An 18,642-nucleotide genomic window follows, 5' to 3' on the forward strand; every position below is an offset into this window, starting at 1 on the left:
AAGGGAAGAAACATGACCCAGCCCAATCTGAAGTTCTCGCTCGGCGAATATGCCGCGCGGCTGGAAAAAACACGGCGTGCCATGGAAGCGAAGGGTGTGGACCTGCTTGTTGTCAGCGATCCCTCGAACATGGCCTGGCTGACCGGTTATGACGGTTGGTCCTTCTACGTGCACCAGGCGGTGATCGTGCCGCCGCAAGGCGAGCCGATCTGGTTCGGCCGCGGTCAGGACGCCAACGGCGCTAAGCTCACCGCCTATCTCGCGCACGACAATATCGTCGGCTATCCCGATCACTACGTGCAGTCGACCGAGCGTCATCCAATGGATTACCTCTCCGGCATCCTGACGGAGCGCGGCTTCGCCAAGCTGACGATCGGCGTCGAGATGGACAATTACTGGTTTTCTGCCGCCGCCTTCGCCGCGCTGCAGAGACATCTGCCGAATGCGCGCTTCGTCGACGCAACCGCGCTGGTCAACTGGCAGCGCGCGGTCAAGAGCGAGACCGAAATCAAGTACATGCGCAATGCGGCCCGGATCGTGGAAGCCATGCACGCCCGCATCTTCGACAAGATCGAGGTCGGCATGCGCAAGTGCGATCTGGTAGCGGAAATCTATGACGCCGGCACCCGCGGTGTCGACGGCATCGGCGGCGACTATCCGGCCATCGTGCCGCTGCTGCCGTCCGGCGTCGAAGCATCCGCACCGCATCTAACCTGGGACGATCGGCCGTTGAAAAAGGGGGAGGGCACCTTTTTTGAGATCGCCGGCTGCTACAACCGCTACCATCTGCCGCTGTCGCGTACCGTCTTCCTCGGCAAGCCGACGCAGGCCTTTCTCGACGCCGAGAAAGCGACGTTGGAAGGCATGGAAGCCGGTCTTGCTGTCGCCAGACCCGGCAATAGCTGCGAGGATATCGCCAACGCCTTCTTCGCGGTGCTGAAGAAATATGGAATCGTCAAGGACAACCGCACGGGTTACCCGATCGGGCTTTCCTATCCGCCGGATTGGGGCGAGCGCACCATGAGCCTGCGGCCGGGCGATCGGACCGAGTTGAAGCCCGGCATGACCTTCCATTTCATGACCGGCCTCTGGCTCGAGGATATGGGTTTCGAAACGACGGAGAGCATCCTCATCACCGAGAGCGGTGTCGAATGCCTCGCCAACGTGCCGCGCAAGCTGATGGTCAAGGATTGAGGCTGTCATGACAGAGACTGGCTTGCGGCCGTCGCCGATCAGCGCGACGGTGGATTTCGCCGCCGAAGGCGTCCAGCACGGGTTCCTGAGGCTGCCCTACAGCCGCGACGATTCCGCTTGGGGCTCGGTGATGGTTCCGATAACGGTCGTCAGGAACGGCAAGGGACCGACGGCGATCCTGACCGGCGGCAATCATGGCGACGAGTACGAGGGACCGATTGCGCTTTTCGATCTCGCCCGCTCGCTGCGGGCAGAGGAGGTGAGCGGCGCTGTCATCATCGTGCCGGCAATGAATTACCCAGCATTCCTTGCGGGAACCCGGACCTCGCCGATCGACAGAGGCAACATGAACCGCAGCTTCCCGGGTCGTCCGGACGGCACGGTGACGGAAAAGATCGCCGATTATTTCCAGCGTGTGCTTCTGCCGATGGCGGATCTCGTGCTCGACTTCCACTCCGGCGGCAAGACGCTCGATTTTCTGCCGTTCTGCGCAGCGCACATCCTGCCGAACAAACAACAGGAGGCGCAGGCTTTCGATTTCGTGACAGCCTTTGCCGCACCCTATTCGATGAAGATGCTGGAGATCGATGCGGTCGGCATGTATGACACGGCGGCCGAGGAAATGGGCAAGATCTTCATCACGACCGAGCTGGGCGGTGGAGGTACCGCCACGGCCAGAAGTGCGGCGATCGCCAAACGCGGCACCATGAACGTGCTGCGGCATGCCGGTATCGTCGCCGGCGCCGTCGATACCGGGCCAACGATCTGGCTGGATATGCCGGATGGCCGCTGTTTCTCTTTCGCTGAACAAGGCGGATTGATCGAACCCGCGATCGATCTCGGTGAAGCGGTCGCCAAGGATGCCGTCATCGCTCGCATCTATCCGACGGGCAGGACGGGTGAGGCGCCGCGCGAGATCCGTGCCGCCATGGACGGTATTCTCTGTGCGCGGCATTTCCCAGGCCTGGTCAAATCAGGCGATTGCGTTGGGGTCGTGGCGATTGTGACGAACTGAAACGACGGCGGCGCGTGAGATGAATGTCATCTTCCGATCAACATCAAGCTGCCTTCCGCGCTCTTGACCCGGCAGCTGCCGCATCGGTCTGGAAGCGACCGACAATCCCTTCCAGCGTCTGCGTCTGGCCACCGAGCGCGCGGCAGGCTGAGACGGTTTCCGCGGCCATGGCGGCGTTGCGCTGTGTGACCTCGTCGAGCGCATTGACGGAGGCATTGATTGCCCCGATCGCCACCGCCTGCTCGGAGGAAACCGAAACGATGCGGGCGATCAGGCCGGCGACCTGCTCGACCTGGCCTTCGATTTCCATAAGCGCCTTGCCGGTGCGGTTGACAAGCTCCACGCCGGTGGAAACCTGAGACGATGACGTGGAAATCAGAGATCTGATCTCCTTGGCGGCATTGGCCGAACGGAGGGCGAGCTCACGTACTTCCTGCGCTACAACGGCGAAGCCTTTGCCCGCTTCGCCCGCGCGGGCGGCTTCGACGCCGGCGTTGAGCGCCAGAAGGTTGGTCTGGAAGGCGATCTCGTCGATGACGTTGACGATCTCGCCGATCTGGGCGGACGAACCTTCGATCTCCTGCATGGCAGCGATCGCATCGCGAACGATGGCGGCCGAATGTTCGGCGCTGCTGCGCGTCTCGGCCATCATGCCGGTCGCCTTGCCGGCATGGTTCGAAGCGTCCTTGGCTTTGGCGTTCATTTCGCCGAGCGCGCTCGTAGCCTCTTCAAGCATCGCTGCCTGCTGTTCGGTACGCAATGCAAGGCTGTCGGCGGCATTCGTGATGCCGGCGGAGGAGCTGCCGACCTGCCTGGAGGTCTGGGCGACCTCCGCCATCGAGGCGGAAAGCGCGTTCATGCTGTCGTTGAACTTGGCGCGCAAGCTCTCATAGGCGGCGGCAAAGGATGTCGTGATACGGCAATCAAGATTGCCGTGCGACAGCTGGTCCAGGCCATATGTCAACTCGTTGATAACCGTTTCGCGTGTCCGCTCCTCGGCCGCCTTCTCGGCCATCTGGCTGCGCTCGCGTTCGAATTCGGCATCGCGAAGGGCCGCTTCGCGCTTCTGCGCGTCCTGGCGTTCCAGCGCATTGCAACGGAAGACCGCGACTGCCTTGGACATGGCGCCGATCTCGTCTGAACGGTTCGCATAGGGAACTTCGGTTGAAAAATCGCCCTCGGCAAGATTGCGCATATAGGCCTTCATGCCGTCGAGCGGCACGATTGCCCGGCGGCGCAGGAGATAGAGCCCCGCCAGCAGCAGAGCGAAGGAGCCGAAGCCGGCAGCGCCCGCACAGATCGTCCAGGTCACGATTTCCGAAGCTGCGTTCTTTTCCTCGGCCTTCAGGAAAGCGTCGGAATCTGCGACGAGCTTCTCCACAGCATCCTGGTGCGTATGGAAGGCGACGCGCAATTGCTCGATCGCGCCGTGCGCCTTGTCTTCATCCTTGGCTTTCAGCGCCGGGATAATCTCGCGGTTCATCACGTCCCAGAATGCATCGCCCTTGGTCAGCACATCGTTTTCAAGCTCGTCCTTCAAAGCCTGCGGCAGCCGGGTGGACTTCCAATAGGCGCGGCGGTCGTCGTAAGCGGCTTTCAGATTGGCGATCTTCGCGAGATTCGTATCGGTGAGTTCGGGGAATTTGCTCGCCTCGAAGGAGAGCATGTAGGATTCGACCACGAAGAGGGGCGGCGGCAATATATCGGCGATGAGATCCTTGCCGTAGACGACCTGCTCGTAAACCGGGCCGTTGACCTTCAGCCTTTCAAGCGCCGATTGCTGCAATCCAATCGACATGAAAAGACCGGCTGAAACGGCGATGCCAAACGCCACCAGGCTGCGCGCAATGGTAAATGCCAAGACTCTCTCCAAATAACTTTTTGCTTCTCTTCTTCGAGATGCCTGATCTACGTATGTCATTATTTCGCGAGAACACTGAAATATGGTTAACTTCTTATTCGGATGCGAAGTCGACTAACTGTCCAGGATCGAGCAGCCGTCCAAAATTGGGATGATCAGCTCTATAGCTGTTCAGCCAGCCATCTTCTTTGATGGCTGGCGCGGAAAACATTATGTTCGTTGCAAGGAGATCAGATGGCCGAACCGCAGCTTTCCGTACGCAGCGCAAAGGCGCGGGATCTAGCGCACCGTCTAGCCCGCCGCGAAAATCGCTCGATAGCCGACATTGTCGAGCGGGCTCTGGAATCCTATGAAATACGCGGAGCCGAGCGAGAGCCGGCGATGTCCTTTCTATGCCCCGGCTTTCTCAGTAAAGCGGGACGGACATCGATCTTGAAGCCGTCATCAAGGACGGCAAGCAGCTTCATAAGGACATTGAGCTTTGATTTTCTCGATACCAATGTTGTTTCGGAACCTTTTAGAAAATCGCCCAACGAAGCCGTGATCGCTTGGCCTGTCCGTCATGATTCTGAATTGGCCCTGTCGATCGTGACGATCGCCTGATTTCTCCATGGGACTTCTGACGTCCCTACCGGCCTGTCCGCTAGGCCAGGCATTTCAGCATTTCATTCAGGTCGCCGATTTCCCGCAGAAGCTCGATCAGCTTATCCGTATCGTCCTGGCTGAGTCGGCCCATTCCGCCGCTATTATTCCAGAGATCCTGGAATTCCTGGCTCATCTCGCGGGCGCGATGCATGATCTCGATGATTTGCGTGCGGTTTTCCCAGGTTGTGACGATGTTCGGTTCGTCCATCTCCATCGGCATCTCGGGTTTGCGTTCCAGCAAAAGCAATGTCTGTTCCTCTTGGGCGACGAGGGTTTGGTTCGGATAGGCCTTCGGGCGGAGGGAGCCATCCATGGTGAGGCTACTCGGGGAACGCGGTGTTTGACGGTCGGGCAATGGGAGATCAACGATTGGCTAGCGGGTGTGGGGCGGTACCCGTTAGCCAATCGGCAAGCCCTATTTCGGAATCATCCGAACGAAGGATCGCAGGGCCAATAAATGGGAAATTTTCCCATTTGTCAAATGTTCAGTTACACCGTCAGGGCTGGCCCGGAAAATCCGGTGGTGGTCCAGGCGGCGGCCCCGGCGGCGGACCATTCGGTCCCGGCCCCGCCCCGGGCCCTGGTCCCGGTCCGCCCGGGCCGGAAAAGCCGTCAGGACCGGCTCTGCCAAAGGGCGAGTGATCATGCGGCGGACCATCCCAGAAGCCGCGTGGCGGCCGGGAATCGATGCCCCCGGGAGGATGCGGGTTTGGAAAGTCGGTCAGTCTGTTCGAATCCCGCACGCCGATATCAACGAAGCCGTGACCATCCGGGGATAGCCGCATCGATCCGAAAGGTGGCGAACCCCCGGGACCTGACCTCGGTCCGTCCTTGTCGCTCGCCCGGAAAGTTTCGATATTGACGGTACCGCGTTTGAGGCCCGGCACTACCGGTTCGGGCTGAATGCGGGTGATCGCCAACCGATCAGCCGCTGTCTTGAGATGCACGACGGTTTGCTTGCCGACCAATTGGCGGTGCGCGCCTCCGAGCGAAAGGCCGCCGATCAGGACGCGATTGCCGCTCTTGACGGGGACGCCGCGGACATGAGCGCCATCCGAGACGGAGCGGGTTTCGATGCGCCGGGCTACGATTGTGCCGTCTGGTTTGCGGATGCCGAAGACGGCGACCCGCTTGCCTTTCCGCAGGCCCTTCGTCGCCAGACCGGATGTGTCGACGGTTTGCGAAAGGATGGTTATCGAAGCCTTGCTCAACCGGTCGATGCGGCCCTGGACCTCGCTGACGATCGTGATGCGGGCGGCGCGCTTTCCCTTCAGCAGCACCCGCGCGACATGGCCGACCTTCATCGCGCTTGCAGGAACACGCCGTCCATCGATCTCGATCGGCGTGGTCGCGCTGAACGGTATGTGGATGCCGTTGACGATGATGCTGCCAAAACCCTGGATGGTCCCGACGATGCCGGTTCCGCCGATGCCGTGGTCTTCATTCTCGCCGCCGCCCTGGATGGAGGTGCCGGACCCGCCGATTCCATGATCGTTGGTGCTGGTCGACTGCGCGGCGGCAAATCCCGGCTTCAAGGTCTGAAGCGCTATGCCGGCCAGCAGAAACTGTCTTCTCGAGATCATCGACGGGCTCATTCGTCCGCCTCCGTCTTGGAAGCGGCGCCTGCCTGGAGACCCGTCTCACCCTCTTCGGTCATGACATAGAGCCCCGCGATCCAGCGGCTGTTGCCGCCGGGATCCTCCTTGATCGCCTGATGGGCGACCTTGTTGAGCTTCAGGAGCAGCGCCATCGCTTCCTCGCGCGCGAGCGCATCGAGCCGGGCGGCGAGCGCGGCAGATATGCCGTCATAATGAACCGCGCGTTCGAAATAGGGCGGAGGGTCATTCATCAGGTTGGTGACGGAGGCCTGCACGTGGTCGCGAAGGTTGCGGGTGAAATAATGCCGGCGGGCGTCGTCGCCGGCATTCGGGACGATCGATGAGAGGTCGAGCCGGACGCGGCCGTCCTCATCGAGAACGACGATGCCCCTGTCCAGCCAGTCGTCCAGGATGGAGCGGGGGTGGACATCCTTGGTGATATCGCTCACCAGGCTTTCGAATGAAGGGCTGCCGTCGCTTGTGGTTCGGGGCAGGGCGCTCGGCCTGTCCTCGGCATCGCAATAGAGCGGGTCGGCCAGCCATCGGGCAAGGATGCGGCTCGTTTGCGAGACGCCGACAGTCAGCAACGATGTCGAGATCTCCTGTCCGCGTAGCCGGTTGACGTCCTTGCGATGCACGCCTGTCAGAAGCGAGATGCGGCTGTCCGTCTGCTGCTTGTTCGGCAGCGCGAATTCCTTTTCGGCAACCTCGATATAGAGCCGGCGAAGAATGGCCGAAAAGGCGGTGAAGTTGAAGCCGGAAGCGAGTGCGAGCTTCACCAGCGGACGCAGCACGCGGACGAGCATGGCCTGCAAGGTCTCTTCGGAGAAGGGTAGCTTCGCGCGCGGCTTCGACATCAAGAACACACTCGGTCTCTGAAAGACCATTGCCGGCAGACTTCGATAGCCGCCTTCACTCTCCTATGACAAAGTCCGGAATGCCGCAACGGAGTAGCCCATGCAAGATCGGCCTACGCCGCACTTCCTGCCAACCTGGCCGCGATCGTGCCGCCATAGGGAAGATGTTTCGCGCCTTCTGTCAATGCGTTACCGGATGGGGCTCGGGCGAGAGCACCGCCCCGTGGCTCCAGTCGATCAGCCGGTCGATCCGCGCAATCTTGTGGAAAACCTCGAAGACGTCGAATGCCGCACCCTTTTCGATATGGCCTGCCAGCAGCTCGCAAAGCTCGAATATTTCAGGCGGCGTGGTGGTCATTTCGACGCCGTCATCGGTGAAGACACCTGATCGCGGCCACGCCCGCACCTGCTGCTCGTCGAGCTTGCAACCGACGAATGGGATCGTATCGATGATGCCGGAGGCAAGCGCGAAGGCTGCTTCCGCCACGATTTCGGAGCAGGACGTGTTTGGCTCGTTTCTTAAGGCCGGTATCTGCGGCCGCTTGAGTTCGCGCATTTTCAATCCGTCAGAGATAGTTGACCAGGCTGAGATTCTGGAGTTTCGAGACGAGCGTGTAGGCGGTTTCCAGCTGTGTCTGCAGCTGGTTGACGAGCGTCGAAGCCTCATAGGTGTCGACCCCCTGCAGGTCGACGAGCTTTCCTTGCAGCAGGCTCGACTGGGCGTCGAGCGCGTCATTTGCCTTTTCGAGCCGCTCCTGCGAGAGGCCGAGCTCGCTCTGCTGCGTCACGATGCCCGAAGTCGCCTGGGCCGCGTAGCCTATCGCCTTGGATGCGACGGTGCTCTGCGCGTCCGAGCTCAGATCCTGGCCGAAGAGGGCGGAGACGACGACGGAGGCAAGTGCCAGGTAACGCATGCCTTCGGAATTGGCGGTGGTCGACGAGGTGATGGTTTCCGATGCGCTGATCCGGCTGGTCATGTCGGTGCTCGATGCGCTCGACCAGCCGCTCGAAGCGTCCGCCCAGCTGCTTTCGGAGAACATCGGCTCGACCGTATCGGTGATGAAGCTGCCGATTTCCTCGCCCGTCAGCTCGTTGACGTTTTTTCCGAGACCGGTTGCATAATCGGTGAGCGCCGTGACGATCGTATCCGAGACTGCGGACGACTGATCGGTCAGGGGCTGGCTGTCGAGGTTCGTTCCGCCGAACAGGTATTCGCCGTTGACCGATGTGTTTGCCGTCGAGATCAGCTGCGAAATTGTGGAACTGGCCGATTGCAGGGCAACGGCGATGCTCGTCGTATCCTGGCTTGCCTGGAGCGCGGTCAGGTTGGTGACCAGGCTGTCGCCAGCATCCTTGAGGCTCGAAAGAGCAGTTTGCGATGCTTCCATGCGCAGTGCGACGACGGAATTGCTCGTCTTGAACGAGTCCGTCTGGGCGATGGCGCTGGTGAGATTGATCGACTTCGCGGCGCCGGCGCCGAGGGAGACACCGATATCGGCGTAGGTTCCCGTCGTCGCCTCCGTCGAGGCCTGTTGCAGCTTGCTTTGCGACTGGCTGATGGTGAGCCTGAGTACGCTCTGCATCGCCGATGATGAGACAAAAGAGGCTTTCATGATTAGCTCGCTATATCGAGGAGCGACTGGAACATCTCGTCGATCACGTTCAGGATCTTCGTCGCTGCCTTGTAGGATTGTTCGATGTCGAGAAGGAGCGTCAGCTCTTCGTCGAGATTGACGCCAGTTTCGTTGGAATAAGCCTCGTCGGAGCGAGACAGAGCGGCGGCCGTGGTTTCGGAAGCCGATGTCGCGTCGCTTCGATATTGTTCGAGCCAGCCGATCGAGCCGCTGGCATAGTCCGTCAAGCTCTGCGTCGTGGAGAGACCGGCGTCGGCGGAGAAGGAGCGTTGCTCCGTCAGCGCCGTATAGAGGGCATCGAGATTGTCGGAGAAACCGCTATCTCCGGAGGTGTTGAGACTGGTGATGCCGCTGATCGTTCCGTCGCGCAGCCTGGTCGCATCGCCGCCTTCGCTCGTGACGACGGCAAGATTGACCGCGATGGTGGAGGCAATCCCGGTAATATCATCGGTATCAGACGGTGTTTCTCCCGTTGTCCCCGATGCCGTCGTCCAGGTAAAAAGTCCCGGCGCGCTCGTGCTGCCGTCGGTTTCCGAGAAGACCTGGACGAGGGCCTTGGCAATCTGGTCGAGCTGATCCTGGAATGTCGGGGCGATCTCGTCGCGGAGCTGCAGCAGCGCCTGCAGGCTGCCCAAGGCACTCGTCGTCGAACCCTCGCCGGCATCGAGCGCCACGCCGTCGATATAGATGGCATTGCCCTCGGTTCCGCCGACATAAGTTGCCGTCGACGCGAATGTGACGGTGCGCGGTACGGTCTCGAACAGCACGGTGCCGTCCGAGGTATAGAGCGCCATGTCGTTATTGTCGCGCACGACGGAGGTGACGCCGACGATCGAGGAGATCTGCTTCAGGAGCTTCTCGCGCTCGTCGAGCGCCGAGGATGTATCGGCGCCGGTCGATGTCGCCAGCTTGACCGCGTTGTTGGCCGCCTCGAACTGCGACAGCAGCGTATTCAGCGTGGAGACCTGCGTGGCGATCTCCGCATCCGCCTCGGCCCTGATCGACTGGACGCCGTCGCTCGCGGTATTCAGCGAGTTGGCGAGATCCTGCGCGGCGGTGACGGCCGATTGCGCGGCGGTCGTATTGCTCGGCGACGTCGCATATGTCTGGAGCGCCTCCTGGAAGGCTGCGAGATAGGTGCTCGGCGATGTCTCGTAGTCATTGCCGCCCATCAGCGACTGCAGGCTTTCGAGGCCGGTCACGAGCGTCTGCTGGGCGCTGTCCTTGGCGTTGGATTGCAGGTATTGGGCGAGCAGCGCAGTTTCTTGGGCCCGGCTGATGCTGACGACCTGAGCGCCGGAAAGAGACGTCGTAATCGACGCCTCCCGCCTGACATAGTCGGAATTTCCGACATTGGCGATGTTGGTCGAGACGACGCTGCTCTGCTGACCGGTATTGTTGAAAATACTCTGCACGCTGTTCAAGGCTGACGTGAGCGACATCCAGGCGTTCCCTCTATCGTTTCAGGTTGACGAGGACATCCATGATGTCGGAGCCGGTCTGAAACACCTTCGAATTGGCGGTGTAGCTGCGCTGCGCCTCGATCATCTCGGTCAATTCGCCGGCGAGATCGACATTCGAGCTTTCGAGCGCGCCGGACTGGATGGAGCCGAGCCCGTTCGTCTGCGGAAAGCCGGTGACGGTGACGCCGGACATGCCGTTGGCGGTGTAGACGTTGCCGCTGAGCAGCGTCAGATTGTCGGGGCTTGCGACCGTCGCGAGAGGGATCTGATAGAGGGATTTCGTCGTGCCGTTGGCATAGGAGACCGACACCACGCCGTCCGTGCCGATCGAGACTGAGCTCACCGCGCTTGCGGCCTGGCCGTCGGCGGAACCTGTTGCCGAGAAGTCGGAGGCAAGCTGGGTGAAATCCGAATAGTCCATATCGATCGTCTTTGCCGTGACAGGATCGACGATGTCGGTGTCGGTCGCAGACGTCAGCTGGCCGTCGGCGTCGAAGGAGAGTGTCGCGACGCTGACCGCGCTGGAGGAGTAGGGGAAGGAGGTCGTGCCGCCGGTCGCGGCATCGGCATTGCGATACACCGCGACTTCCCACGTGCTGCCGGTGACCGCGCCGCTCACATCGGTCGTGACACCCGTCTTGGTGAAGTAATAGTCGTACTGGACGGTGGCGCCGAGGCTGTCATAGGCAACCAGCGACATCTTCTGCGTATCGTCCGTGACGCCTGACGTGTTGGCGCTCGGCAGCGTCGTCGTATCGGTGACGACGGTCGCCTCGGAATTCAGGTTGCCGCTGAAATAGGCGCTTGTCGAAGCGATCGCGCTTAGGCCAGATTGGGATACGTTGACCGGCACCAGCCCGTCGAACCCGTTGACGACTACGGCCGGCACGCCTGAATCATAGGAATATCCCATCAGCGTGTAGCCGGCGCTGTTGACGAGATTGCCGTCGCTGTCGACCGAGAAGTCGCCGGCCCTGGTCAGCACCGGCGTGCCGTCGGCGCTTTCGACGATGAAGAAGCCGTCTCCCGAAATCGCGAGATCGTATTCGGAGGTCGTGTAGGAAATGTCGCCCTGCTCAGAAATCGACTGGCGCACCGATGTCTGAACGCCGCCGGAATTGTAATTGCCCGAGGAAGAGGGCAGGACCAGCGACGAAAAGGAGGTGGAAACGGCCTTGTAGCCGGTGGTGCTGGCATTGGCGATGTTGTCGGAAACCGTGCTCAACCGGTTTGCCTGCGCGCTCATGCCGGAGACGGCGGTTTTCATGCTTCCAAAAATGCTCATGGCTTGATCCTTAAAGGTTTGGGAACATGCCATGTGACGACAGGCTTCCAGGGCCCGGATTGCGGGCGCAAGATATCGTCAGGCGCCGGGCATAGGCCGGCTCCGGTTGATGATCTGATTGTCTGGACTGACCCCGTGATGGCTCTCGTCGCGTCGGTTCATCCGCGCGTGACATCGTGCGCCTGATACGGCACACCATTCAAAGATTTCAGAATCAAGAAGCGGCCCAGCCGAAGGCTCCGCCGGCTCAACTGCCGGGCCGCTTCACACCGTCGCCATTGCAGTCCTCCAGCAACCGCGTGGCGACGACTGCTTGCCGCGTCAGGCCGCAAACTTTGTGGACAGTAAGCCCGTGCTTGAGGTGTCGAGCAGATCGAAGAGCTGGCTCGCCTGGCTTTCAGTGACATCGTCAGGCTTGCCGGCCATGAATTCGTCGAGGCTCACTACCCCATCGCCATTCGTATCGAGATCGGAAAGCAGGGAGGCGAACTGGTCTTCGTCCTCGGACGACGGCGGTCCCTGGGGACGTTCCGACTGCTGGGCGGACATGGCCTCGGTCAGCGAATCGACCGACAGCGAACCCGCGCCCTCACTGTCAAAGCTGTCGAACAGCGTTCCTGCCTGATCTTCGCTGACATCGGACGGACGGCCTGCGACGAATTCGTCCTTGCTGACGAGTCCGTCGCCATCGGTATCGAGATCGGAGAGCATGGACGCCAACTGATCATCGTCGCCTGGCGGCGGCGGGGATGGGCCATCGGGACGTTCCGACCGCTGGGCAGACATCGCCTCGGCGAGTGCATCGACCGACAGCGAACCGGCGCCTTCGCTGTCGAAGCTGTCGAACAGCGTTCCGGTTTGATCCTCGCTGACATCGGACGGTCGGGCCGCGACGAACTCGGCCTTGCTCACATAGCCGTCGCCGTCGGTATCCAGATCAGCAACATCCATGCCCGTACCGCCGTCCCCTTCGCCGGCGGAGCCGGACTGGTCGAAACGGTTCATTGCCAGCGTCATCAGCTGGGCCATCAGTTTGTCGGCGCTGCTGGACGTGTCTTCGTCGAGCTGCCCGCTTGCGGTTGATTTTTTCGCTGAAACCGTACTACAGGATAGGATGTCCTGGGATGCGGATGTCGAGCTCTTGCTATACGAATAGGAAGAGACTGACGTGGCGGCCGAAATGGTCGTCATAAGCGCTCCATCGCTTGAGGGTGGGGATGCAACGCATTACAGAACTTATGAGTTCTCTAAATCGAAATTACTAATGCCACAACCGAAAAAATCATCCCTCAGAAATAACAGGCTGCTTCTCGCGATCGTTGGCATGCGCGTCGGCAAAGCGGTCTGATCGTCATGGATATCGTCGACGAGCCCGCAGATGAGCCGCGCAAAAGAGGCCGGCCTAAAGTCTCCAGCGATGAAGACAAGCGGACGCATATCGTCGAGGTCGCCCGCCGCGTTTTCGTAAAATACGGCTATGCCGGAAGCACGACCGCAGTCGTCGCCTCGGAGGCGGGTGTTTCGAAGCAGACGCTCTACAAGCTGTTTCAGAGCAAGGAAGAGTTGTTTGCCGCCGTCGTCGGCGCGCATCGGCGGCTGATGCTCGACCTGCCGCAGCCTGCCGAAGATATTCCGATTTCGGAAAGTCTCCAGCGTATCTTCATGATCGACATGGATGAGGATACGGATGCGGAACGCGCCGGTTTCCTGCAGCTCGTCTTTCGCGAAGCCGCGCAGTTTCCCGAGCTTATCGACATTCTCCAGCGCGAAGGCATACTCGCCAGCCGGCAGCATCTCGCCGACTGGCTGAGTGATCGCCGGACGGAAGGCAGGCTGTCGCTGGATGATCCGGAGAGCGGCGCCCGCATGCTGATGGATATGATCTTTGGCGGCATGGGCCCGCCGGAAGGCCGCACGCAGGCCTGGCCCGACCGGAGCCTGATGCTGACCCATCTTCACCGCTGCATCGCGATCTTCGCCGCCGGCGTCGGCGCCGCTTGAACTGATGGTGGAGAGATCCCTCCATTTCAAGCTTCCAATTCCCGATTGAATGATTTATAGAACTATAGAGTTCCATTAAGTCGATTCGGCCGCATGTCCGTGGCTGTGCCTCGCCATGACCGGCGACGATATCCCAGCAAAGATCAGAAGTTCGCCGTGGTTGCCGGCAGGCTTTCGCGCGGTACCGCCGTGCCTATTGGAAGGGACAGACGTTGGTTTCAACCTATGTAAGCTATCTCGCGGTCGCGCGGAATCTCAACGCCAGTCTCTCCAGCGTGGCGTCCCAGGCAACGGTTGCCCGCGACAGCGCCTATTACAAGGAAAACATCGACAAGGTCACCACCGTCGACGAGTTCATGAGCGATTACAAGCTCTACTCCTACGCCATGAAGGCCTACGGCCTCGAAGACATGACCTATGCCAAGGCCTTCATGAAGAAGGTGCTGGAGAGCGACCTCAGTGATTCATCGAGTTTTGCCAACAGCTTGAGCGACGGTCGTTATGCCGAGTTCGCCGCCGCCTTCAAATTCTCCGGCGAGACGAAGACGGCGCAATCGGATGCGCAGCGGGACAGCCTGCTCGACGCTTACGAAGAGTCCTTCGATACCGAGGCCGAGAACATCGAGGATGAGACCGATTATTTCGAGGAGAATATCTCGTCGATCACATCGGTCGACGATTTGCTGTCGAGTTCGCGGCTGAAGAACTATGTGCTGACGGCTTTCGGCCTCAGCACCGAATACACCTCGACCAGCTTTCTGAAGAGTGTTCTGACCAGCGATCTCGACGACTCCGAGAGTTTCGTCAACCAGCTCGACGACGATGTCTATGTCAGCCTGGCAAAGGCTTTCAATTTCAGCGAGGACGGCTCGGTCGACGGCGAGGTGATGTCGGAAGACCAGCTATCGCTGGTGACAAGCGCTTATGCCGTGGCGTCGTCGACGATCGCTTCCACCGAGACCGGGGAGGCTTATGATACTTATTTCGCTGCACAGATCGGAAACATCACCTCCGTCGATCAATTAATGAGCGACGACAAGCTGGTGTCCTATCTCAGAACGGCCTACGGTCTTTCCGACACCGAAACAGACAACTTCATCTCCGCGGCCCTGAAAAGCGCCGACACCGCCGACGCGATTGGCTTGTCCGACCTGCACGACGCCTTCAATTTCGATGAGGACGGCGCGCTTGCCGACGGCGACACGGCCCAGACGTCAGAACAGACGGCCGCGACCACGGCGGCCTTCGATGAAAACTACCAGGTGCTGATCGCAAACACCGACACGGAAGATGCGGTCGACAATTATACGACGCGCATTGCCAGCGTCACCTCGATCGACGATTTCCTGGTGTCGAACGGCGATGATGACGATGACGACAACGACGATCTCCCTGAATTATGGGAGATGGCGCTGCGGGCCTTTGGCATAGACTCTGGCGAGGTCTCGAAAAGCGAAGTCCGGAAGATCCTCGAAAGTGATCCCAGCGATCCGAAGAGCTATGTCAACAGCTTGAAGGACGATCGGTTCGAAGCGTTTCGCAATGCCTTCAACTTCGACAGCGAAGGCGATGTGACCGTCCCGCTGCAGGCGATGTCGGAATCCGTCGTCGACGACTATGCCGCCTATTACAAGCAGAACAAGATCCGCTATCTCGAAGGCGATGAGCTGACCGAGGCGACCGACGCCGCGGATGAGGAGATCACCTATTTCCGCGACCAGATGGCGACGATCACCTCTGCCAGCGAGTTTCTCGCCGACGACCGGCTGGTTGCCTTTGCGCTCGAGGCCAAGGGCTTGGATCCGGAGGACGTCACGTCGGAAGATCTGGAGAAGATGTTTTCCTCCGACCTCGACGACGAGGACAGCTACGTCAACAAGCTCGAAGACAACCGCTTCGCCGAACTGGTCGGCTCGTTCAATTTTGACCAGGACGGAAATATCTCGGCCGATCCCAGCGGGGCGGTGCAGCAGCGCGGCGACGTCCTGGAGACGGTCGACGCCTATGTCAGGCTGACGCTCGAGGATGATCAGGGCGACAGCAACACCGGCGTGCGCCTTGCACTCTATTTCGAACGCAAGGCGCCTGAAATTTCGAGTGCCTATGACATTTTGGGCGACAGCGCGCTGTTCGAATTTTTCACCACGAGCTTCAACCTGTCCAGCTATGTCTCGAATATGGACGTCGACAAGCAGGCCGAGATGATCGAGAATTTCATCAACATCAAGGACCTCGCCGATCCGGACAAGGTCGACGATCTGATCAAGCGCTTTACCGCCATGTACGATATGGCCAACGGCACCGGCACCACGTCCACGGCACTTTCCATCCTGACCGGCTCGGCGACGATCAGCGCCGATACGCTGCTTGCGATGGCACAATTGAAAAGCGGCTGAGTCGCTTCTCCGGCGGGTAACGCCCCTTCAAAAAAGAGACCGCGTGGCTAAATCCATCAAGGCCCTGTGAATATTCGTGTGCACGCCGGTCTGCGCGGCGATGACGCCTGTTGCGGTGCCTGAAGGTCTTCCGCTTCCTATATCCTGCCGCCAGAGGCTGTCGGCGCTGCTGCGAGCGCTACCGAAAACCAACCGGAAAATGCTGCGCTGCCAAAAAAATCGCCAAGCACTCTGCTGCGCGTTTTTTCGGCATGCCCCATTGACAATTCACCGCCGATGGCACTTGATATCGAAATCCAATAAAACAGACAGATGTCCAGTATATTGGATCATCGAAACATCTACAAGGGGAACGCCATGATCATTTCCTTTCGCGCCGGCCTGATGTCGCTGGCCGTCGCCGCCTTGGTGTCGACGCCTGTGCTCGCCGAGGGCAGCAAGCTCGACGAAGTGCTGGCCCGCGGCCATCTCGTGCTCGGCACAGGCAGCACCAATGCGCCCTGGCACTTCAAGAGCGCGGACGACAAGCTTCAGGGCTTCGATGTCGATATGGGCCACATCGTCGCCAAGGCTCTGTTCGGCGATCCGGATAAGATCGAATATGTCAACCAGTCGTCGGACGCCCGCATTCCGAACATCACCACCGATAAGGTCGATATCACCTGCCAGTTCATGACTGTTACGGGCGAACGCGCCCAGCAGGTTGCCTTCACCATTCCCTATTATCGTGAGGGCGTCGGCCTGATGCTCAAGGCGGACGGAAAATATGCCGATTATGCCGCCCTGAAGGCTGCCGGCTCCTCGGTCACCATCTCGGTTCTCCAGAACGTCTATGCCGAAGCTATGGTGCACGCCGCATTGCCGGAGGCGACCGTCGACCAGTATGAATCCGTCGACCTGATCTATCAGGCGCTGGAGTCGGGGCGCGCCGATGCCGCCGCCACGGACCAGTCGTCGCTCGCCTGGTACATGACGCAGAACCAGGGCCGCTACAAGGACGCCGGCTACGGCTGGAACCCACAGACCTATGCCTGCGCCGTCAAGCGCGGTGATCAGGATTGGCTGAACTTCGTCAACACCGCTCTTCACGAAGCGATGACCGGTGTCGACTTCGACTTTTACGCCAAATCCTACAAGACCTGGTTCGGCAAAGATCTGACGCCGCCGCAGATCGGTTTTCCGGTCGAATTCAAGTAACCGCCATGCGGGGCGGGAGTTTAATCCCGCTCCGCTGGAACGGAATGATTTAGGTCTGGTCGGCCTAATCTTCCGGTTCTGAAGTGAATGGTTAGAGGATGACGCCGTTCGAACCGCTTGCACGTTCGGCATCATGCTCCGGTCTGAAAGGACCCGCATGGGTTACACGCTGAATTTCGCTGCCGTCTGGCGCAATTTCGACTTTCTCTTAAGCGGACTTGCTCTCAGCCTCGGCCTTGCCGTGATCTCGATCCTGATCGGGGCCGCAATCGGCCTTATCGTGGCTTTCGCGCTGACGTCGAGGAGCCGCTTCGCGCTCGCGCCGGCGCGCGTCTACGTCACCGTCATTCGCAATCTGCCGATTCTCGTCCTGGTGCTTTTCGCCTTTTTCGCGCTGCCGCAGATGGGCTTGCGCCTCGACAAGATGAAGAGCTTCGTGCTGGTTCTCTCGCTCTATTCCGGCGCCTATCTGGCCGAGGTGTTCCGCGCCGGACTGCTGTCGATCCCGAGAGGACTGACGGAAGCCGGGCTCGCCATCGGCCTGACGGCAATGCAGATCCGCAGCTCGATCATCGCCCCGCTGATGCTGCGCAACGTGCTGCCATCGCTCTCCTCGACGATCATCTCGCTCTTCAAGGACACCTCGCTCGCCGCCGCGATCGCCGTGCCAGAGCTGACCTTTGCCGCCCGCAAGATCAATGTCGAGAGCTTCCGCGTCATAGAAACATGGCTGGTTACATCAGCCCTCTATGTCGCGACCTGTTTCCTCATCGCCGCCTTGATGCGCCTCATTGAGCGCCGTCTGGCCCTGCCGAGATAGTTCCGATGTCTCACACCTTTCTCGAACAACTCTGGATCGCCCGTTACGTCATCATGAACGGCATGGCCATGACCGTGTCGATCTCGCTGCTGGCCATTCTCGCCGGCTCCGTTCTCGGCGTTTTTGTCGGCCTGGCACTGGTTTACGGCGGCATTGTCTTACGTCTCCTCGTGCGTGCCTATACGGATATCATCCGCGGCACACCGGTGCTCGTGCTCGTGCTGGCAAGCTATTACGTCTCCGCCGCGGTCGGTCTCGATCTCGGACCGTTCTCCGCTGGCGTCCTCGCCCTTGCCATCTTCTGCTCTTCCCATGTCGGCGAAATCGTGCGCGGCGCGCTTCAGGCGATCCCGAAGGGTCAGACCGAAGCCGCCAAGGCGATCGGCCTAACCTTTACCCAGACGTTCACCTCGGTGCTGTGGCCGCAGGCCATGCGCCAGTGTCTGCCGGCCTGGGTGAATACGGCGGCCGAGATGGTGAAGGCCTCGACGCTGCTCTCCGTCATCGGCGTCGCGGAGCTTCTCCTGCGCACGCAAGAGATCATTTCCCGCAATTTCATGAGCCTCCAGTTCTATTTTCTGGCCGGCGGTCTCTATTTCATCGTCAACTACGGCATCGAGCACTTCGGCAAATATGTCGAGCGCAAGACCGCCCTGCCGTCCTGAGGAGACTTCCC

At 60.2% G+C, this 18,642-nt stretch carries 16 protein-coding genes and 2 pseudogenes; 9 read left to right on the forward strand and 9 right to left on the reverse strand.

Translation table 11 applies throughout. The annotated features are described in order from the left end of the window. Window positions 1-12 precede the first annotated feature (12 nt). Together doeA and doeB are read left to right on the forward strand one after the other, a co-directional pair. Window positions 13-1,194, forward strand: a complete 1,182-nt coding sequence (doeA, locus tag GGD53_RS13030; protein ID WP_184456542.1) for an ectoine hydrolase DoeA — start codon at window positions 13-15, stop codon at window positions 1,192-1,194. 7 nt (window positions 1,195-1,201) lie between these two features. Beyond that, a complete protein-coding gene (gene doeB / locus GGD53_RS13035) occupies window positions 1,202-2,209 on the forward strand; it encodes a N(2)-acetyl-L-2,4-diaminobutanoate deacetylase DoeB (RefSeq protein WP_184456544.1) in 1,008 nt (335 codons plus the stop codon). Window positions 2,210-2,252: 43 nt separating this feature from the next. Here the strand turns inward: doeB and GGD53_RS13040 are convergent, their stop codons facing one another. Beyond that, entirely contained in the window at window positions 2,253-4,070 is a 1,818-nt protein-coding gene (locus GGD53_RS13040; RefSeq protein ID WP_184456546.1) for a methyl-accepting chemotaxis protein, read from the reverse strand. Window positions 4,071-4,304: 234 nt separating this feature from the next. Between GGD53_RS13040 and GGD53_RS13045 the strand changes: the two are divergent. Continuing rightward, window positions 4,305-4,555 (forward strand): annotated as a pseudogene (locus GGD53_RS13045) (type II toxin-antitoxin system VapB family antitoxin). After that, window positions 4,545-4,670 (forward strand): annotated as a pseudogene (locus tag GGD53_RS13050) (type II toxin-antitoxin system VapC family toxin); the annotation flags it as partial. The pseudogenes GGD53_RS13045 and GGD53_RS13050, both read left to right, overlap by 11 nt. A 43-nt stretch (window positions 4,671-4,713) precedes the next feature. Here GGD53_RS13050 and GGD53_RS13055 read toward each other — a convergent pair. The 8 genes from GGD53_RS13055 to GGD53_RS13090 all read right to left on the reverse strand — a co-directional run bounded on the left by GGD53_RS13055 (window position 4,714) and on the right by GGD53_RS13090 (window position 12,743). Further along, window positions 4,714-4,962: a hypothetical protein gene (locus tag GGD53_RS13055; protein WP_184456614.1), complete on the reverse strand. Its 249-nt coding sequence runs from the start codon at window positions 4,960-4,962 to the stop codon at window positions 4,714-4,716. 250 nt (window positions 4,963-5,212) lie between these two features. Beyond that, window positions 5,213-6,310, reverse strand: a complete 1,098-nt coding sequence (locus GGD53_RS13060; RefSeq protein ID WP_184456547.1) for a DUF5666 domain-containing protein — start codon at window positions 6,308-6,310, stop codon at window positions 5,213-5,215. Further along, entirely contained in the window at window positions 6,307-7,200 is an 894-nt protein-coding gene (locus GGD53_RS13065) for a DUF6502 family protein (RefSeq protein ID WP_184456548.1), read from the reverse strand. Before GGD53_RS13065 ends, GGD53_RS13060 begins: the two co-directional genes overlap by 4 nt. A gap of 151 nt (window positions 7,201-7,351) precedes the next feature. Then, window positions 7,352-7,726 carry a hypothetical protein gene (locus tag GGD53_RS13070; protein WP_184456549.1) on the reverse strand — a complete coding sequence of 125 codons (375 nt, stop codon included), beginning with the start codon at window positions 7,724-7,726 and terminating at the stop codon, window positions 7,352-7,354. 10 nt (window positions 7,727-7,736) lie between these two features. Further along, on the reverse strand, window positions 7,737-8,783 hold the full coding sequence (locus GGD53_RS13075) for a flagellar hook-associated family protein (RefSeq protein ID WP_184456550.1): 1,047 nt from the start codon (window positions 8,781-8,783) through the stop codon (window positions 7,737-7,739). A 2-nt stretch (window positions 8,784-8,785) separates the two neighbouring features. After that, on the reverse strand, window positions 8,786-10,246 hold the full coding sequence (gene flgK / locus GGD53_RS13080; RefSeq protein ID WP_184456552.1) for a flagellar hook-associated protein FlgK: 1,461 nt from the start codon (window positions 10,244-10,246) through the stop codon (window positions 8,786-8,788). Window positions 10,247-10,259: 13 nt separating this feature from the next. After that, window positions 10,260-11,552 carry a flagellar hook protein FlgE gene (locus GGD53_RS13085; protein ID WP_184456554.1) on the reverse strand — a complete coding sequence of 431 codons (1,293 nt, stop codon included), beginning with the start codon at window positions 11,550-11,552 and terminating at the stop codon, window positions 10,260-10,262. A gap of 321 nt (window positions 11,553-11,873) precedes the next feature. Next, window positions 11,874-12,743: an EF-hand domain-containing protein gene (locus tag GGD53_RS13090; RefSeq protein ID WP_184456556.1), complete on the reverse strand. Its 870-nt coding sequence runs from the start codon at window positions 12,741-12,743 to the stop codon at window positions 11,874-11,876. 162 nt (window positions 12,744-12,905) lie between these two features. Here GGD53_RS13090 and GGD53_RS13095 point away from each other — a divergent pair, with 162 nt between their 5' ends. The 5 genes from GGD53_RS13095 (at window position 12,906) to GGD53_RS13115 (ending at window position 18,631) form a co-directional block, all read left to right on the forward strand. Further along, a complete protein-coding gene (locus GGD53_RS13095) occupies window positions 12,906-13,553 on the forward strand; it encodes a TetR/AcrR family transcriptional regulator (protein WP_184456558.1) in 648 nt (215 codons plus the stop codon). A 212-nt stretch (window positions 13,554-13,765) separates the two neighbouring features. Next, window positions 13,766-15,949, forward strand: a complete 2,184-nt coding sequence (locus GGD53_RS13100) for a DUF1217 domain-containing protein (protein WP_184456560.1) — start codon at window positions 13,766-13,768, stop codon at window positions 15,947-15,949. 357 nt (window positions 15,950-16,306) lie between these two features. Then, a complete protein-coding gene (locus GGD53_RS13105) occupies window positions 16,307-17,146 on the forward strand; it encodes a transporter substrate-binding domain-containing protein (protein ID WP_184456562.1) in 840 nt (279 codons plus the stop codon). Between the two features lie 157 nt (window positions 17,147-17,303). Next, the gene (locus GGD53_RS13110) at window positions 17,304-17,966 is read left to right on the forward strand and encodes an amino acid ABC transporter permease (RefSeq protein ID WP_184456564.1); all 663 of its coding nucleotides are present in this window, start codon (window positions 17,304-17,306) and stop codon (window positions 17,964-17,966) included. 5 nt (window positions 17,967-17,971) lie between these two features. Continuing rightward, complete coding sequence (locus GGD53_RS13115; protein WP_184456566.1) at window positions 17,972-18,631, forward strand: amino acid ABC transporter permease; 660 nt, start codon at window positions 17,972-17,974, stop codon at window positions 18,629-18,631. Window positions 18,632-18,642 lie beyond the last annotated feature (11 nt).

Source organism: Rhizobium aethiopicum, from assembly GCF_014197535.1.
GTDB lineage: Bacteria > Pseudomonadota > Alphaproteobacteria > Rhizobiales > Rhizobiaceae > Rhizobium > Rhizobium aethiopicum_A.

Excerpts from the sequence above, each read along its gene's own strand:
- doeA (WP_184456542.1), top strand. The coding sequence starts at position 13 with ATGACCCAGCCCAATCTGAAGTTCTCGCTCGGCGAATATGCCGCGCGG.
- doeB (WP_184456544.1), top strand. The coding sequence starts at position 1,202 with ATGACAGAGACTGGCTTGCGGCCGTCGCCGATCAGCGCGACGGTGGAT.
- GGD53_RS13060 (WP_184456547.1), bottom strand. The coding sequence starts at position 6,310 with ATGAGCCCGTCGATGATCTCGAGAAGACAGTTTCTGCTGGCCGGCATA.
- GGD53_RS13065 (WP_184456548.1), bottom strand. The coding sequence starts at position 7,200 with ATGGTCTTTCAGAGACCGAGTGTGTTCTTGATGTCGAAGCCGCGCGCG.
- GGD53_RS13070 (WP_184456549.1), bottom strand. The coding sequence starts at position 7,726 with ATGCGCGAACTCAAGCGGCCGCAGATACCGGCCTTAAGAAACGAGCCA.
- GGD53_RS13075 (WP_184456550.1), bottom strand. The coding sequence starts at position 8,783 with ATGAAAGCCTCTTTTGTCTCATCATCGGCGATGCAGAGCGTACTCAGG.
- flgK (WP_184456552.1), bottom strand. The coding sequence starts at position 10,246 with ATGTCGCTCACGTCAGCCTTGAACAGCGTGCAGAGTATTTTCAACAAT.
- GGD53_RS13085 (WP_184456554.1), bottom strand. The coding sequence starts at position 11,552 with ATGAGCATTTTTGGAAGCATGAAAACCGCCGTCTCCGGCATGAGCGCG.
- GGD53_RS13090 (WP_184456556.1), bottom strand. The coding sequence starts at position 12,743 with ATGACGACCATTTCGGCCGCCACGTCAGTCTCTTCCTATTCGTATAGC.
- GGD53_RS13095 (WP_184456558.1), top strand. The coding sequence starts at position 12,906 with ATGGATATCGTCGACGAGCCCGCAGATGAGCCGCGCAAAAGAGGCCGG.
- GGD53_RS13105 (WP_184456562.1), top strand. The coding sequence starts at position 16,307 with ATGATCATTTCCTTTCGCGCCGGCCTGATGTCGCTGGCCGTCGCCGCC.
- GGD53_RS13110 (WP_184456564.1), top strand. The coding sequence starts at position 17,304 with ATGGGTTACACGCTGAATTTCGCTGCCGTCTGGCGCAATTTCGACTTT.
- GGD53_RS13115 (WP_184456566.1), top strand. The coding sequence starts at position 17,972 with ATGTCTCACACCTTTCTCGAACAACTCTGGATCGCCCGTTACGTCATC.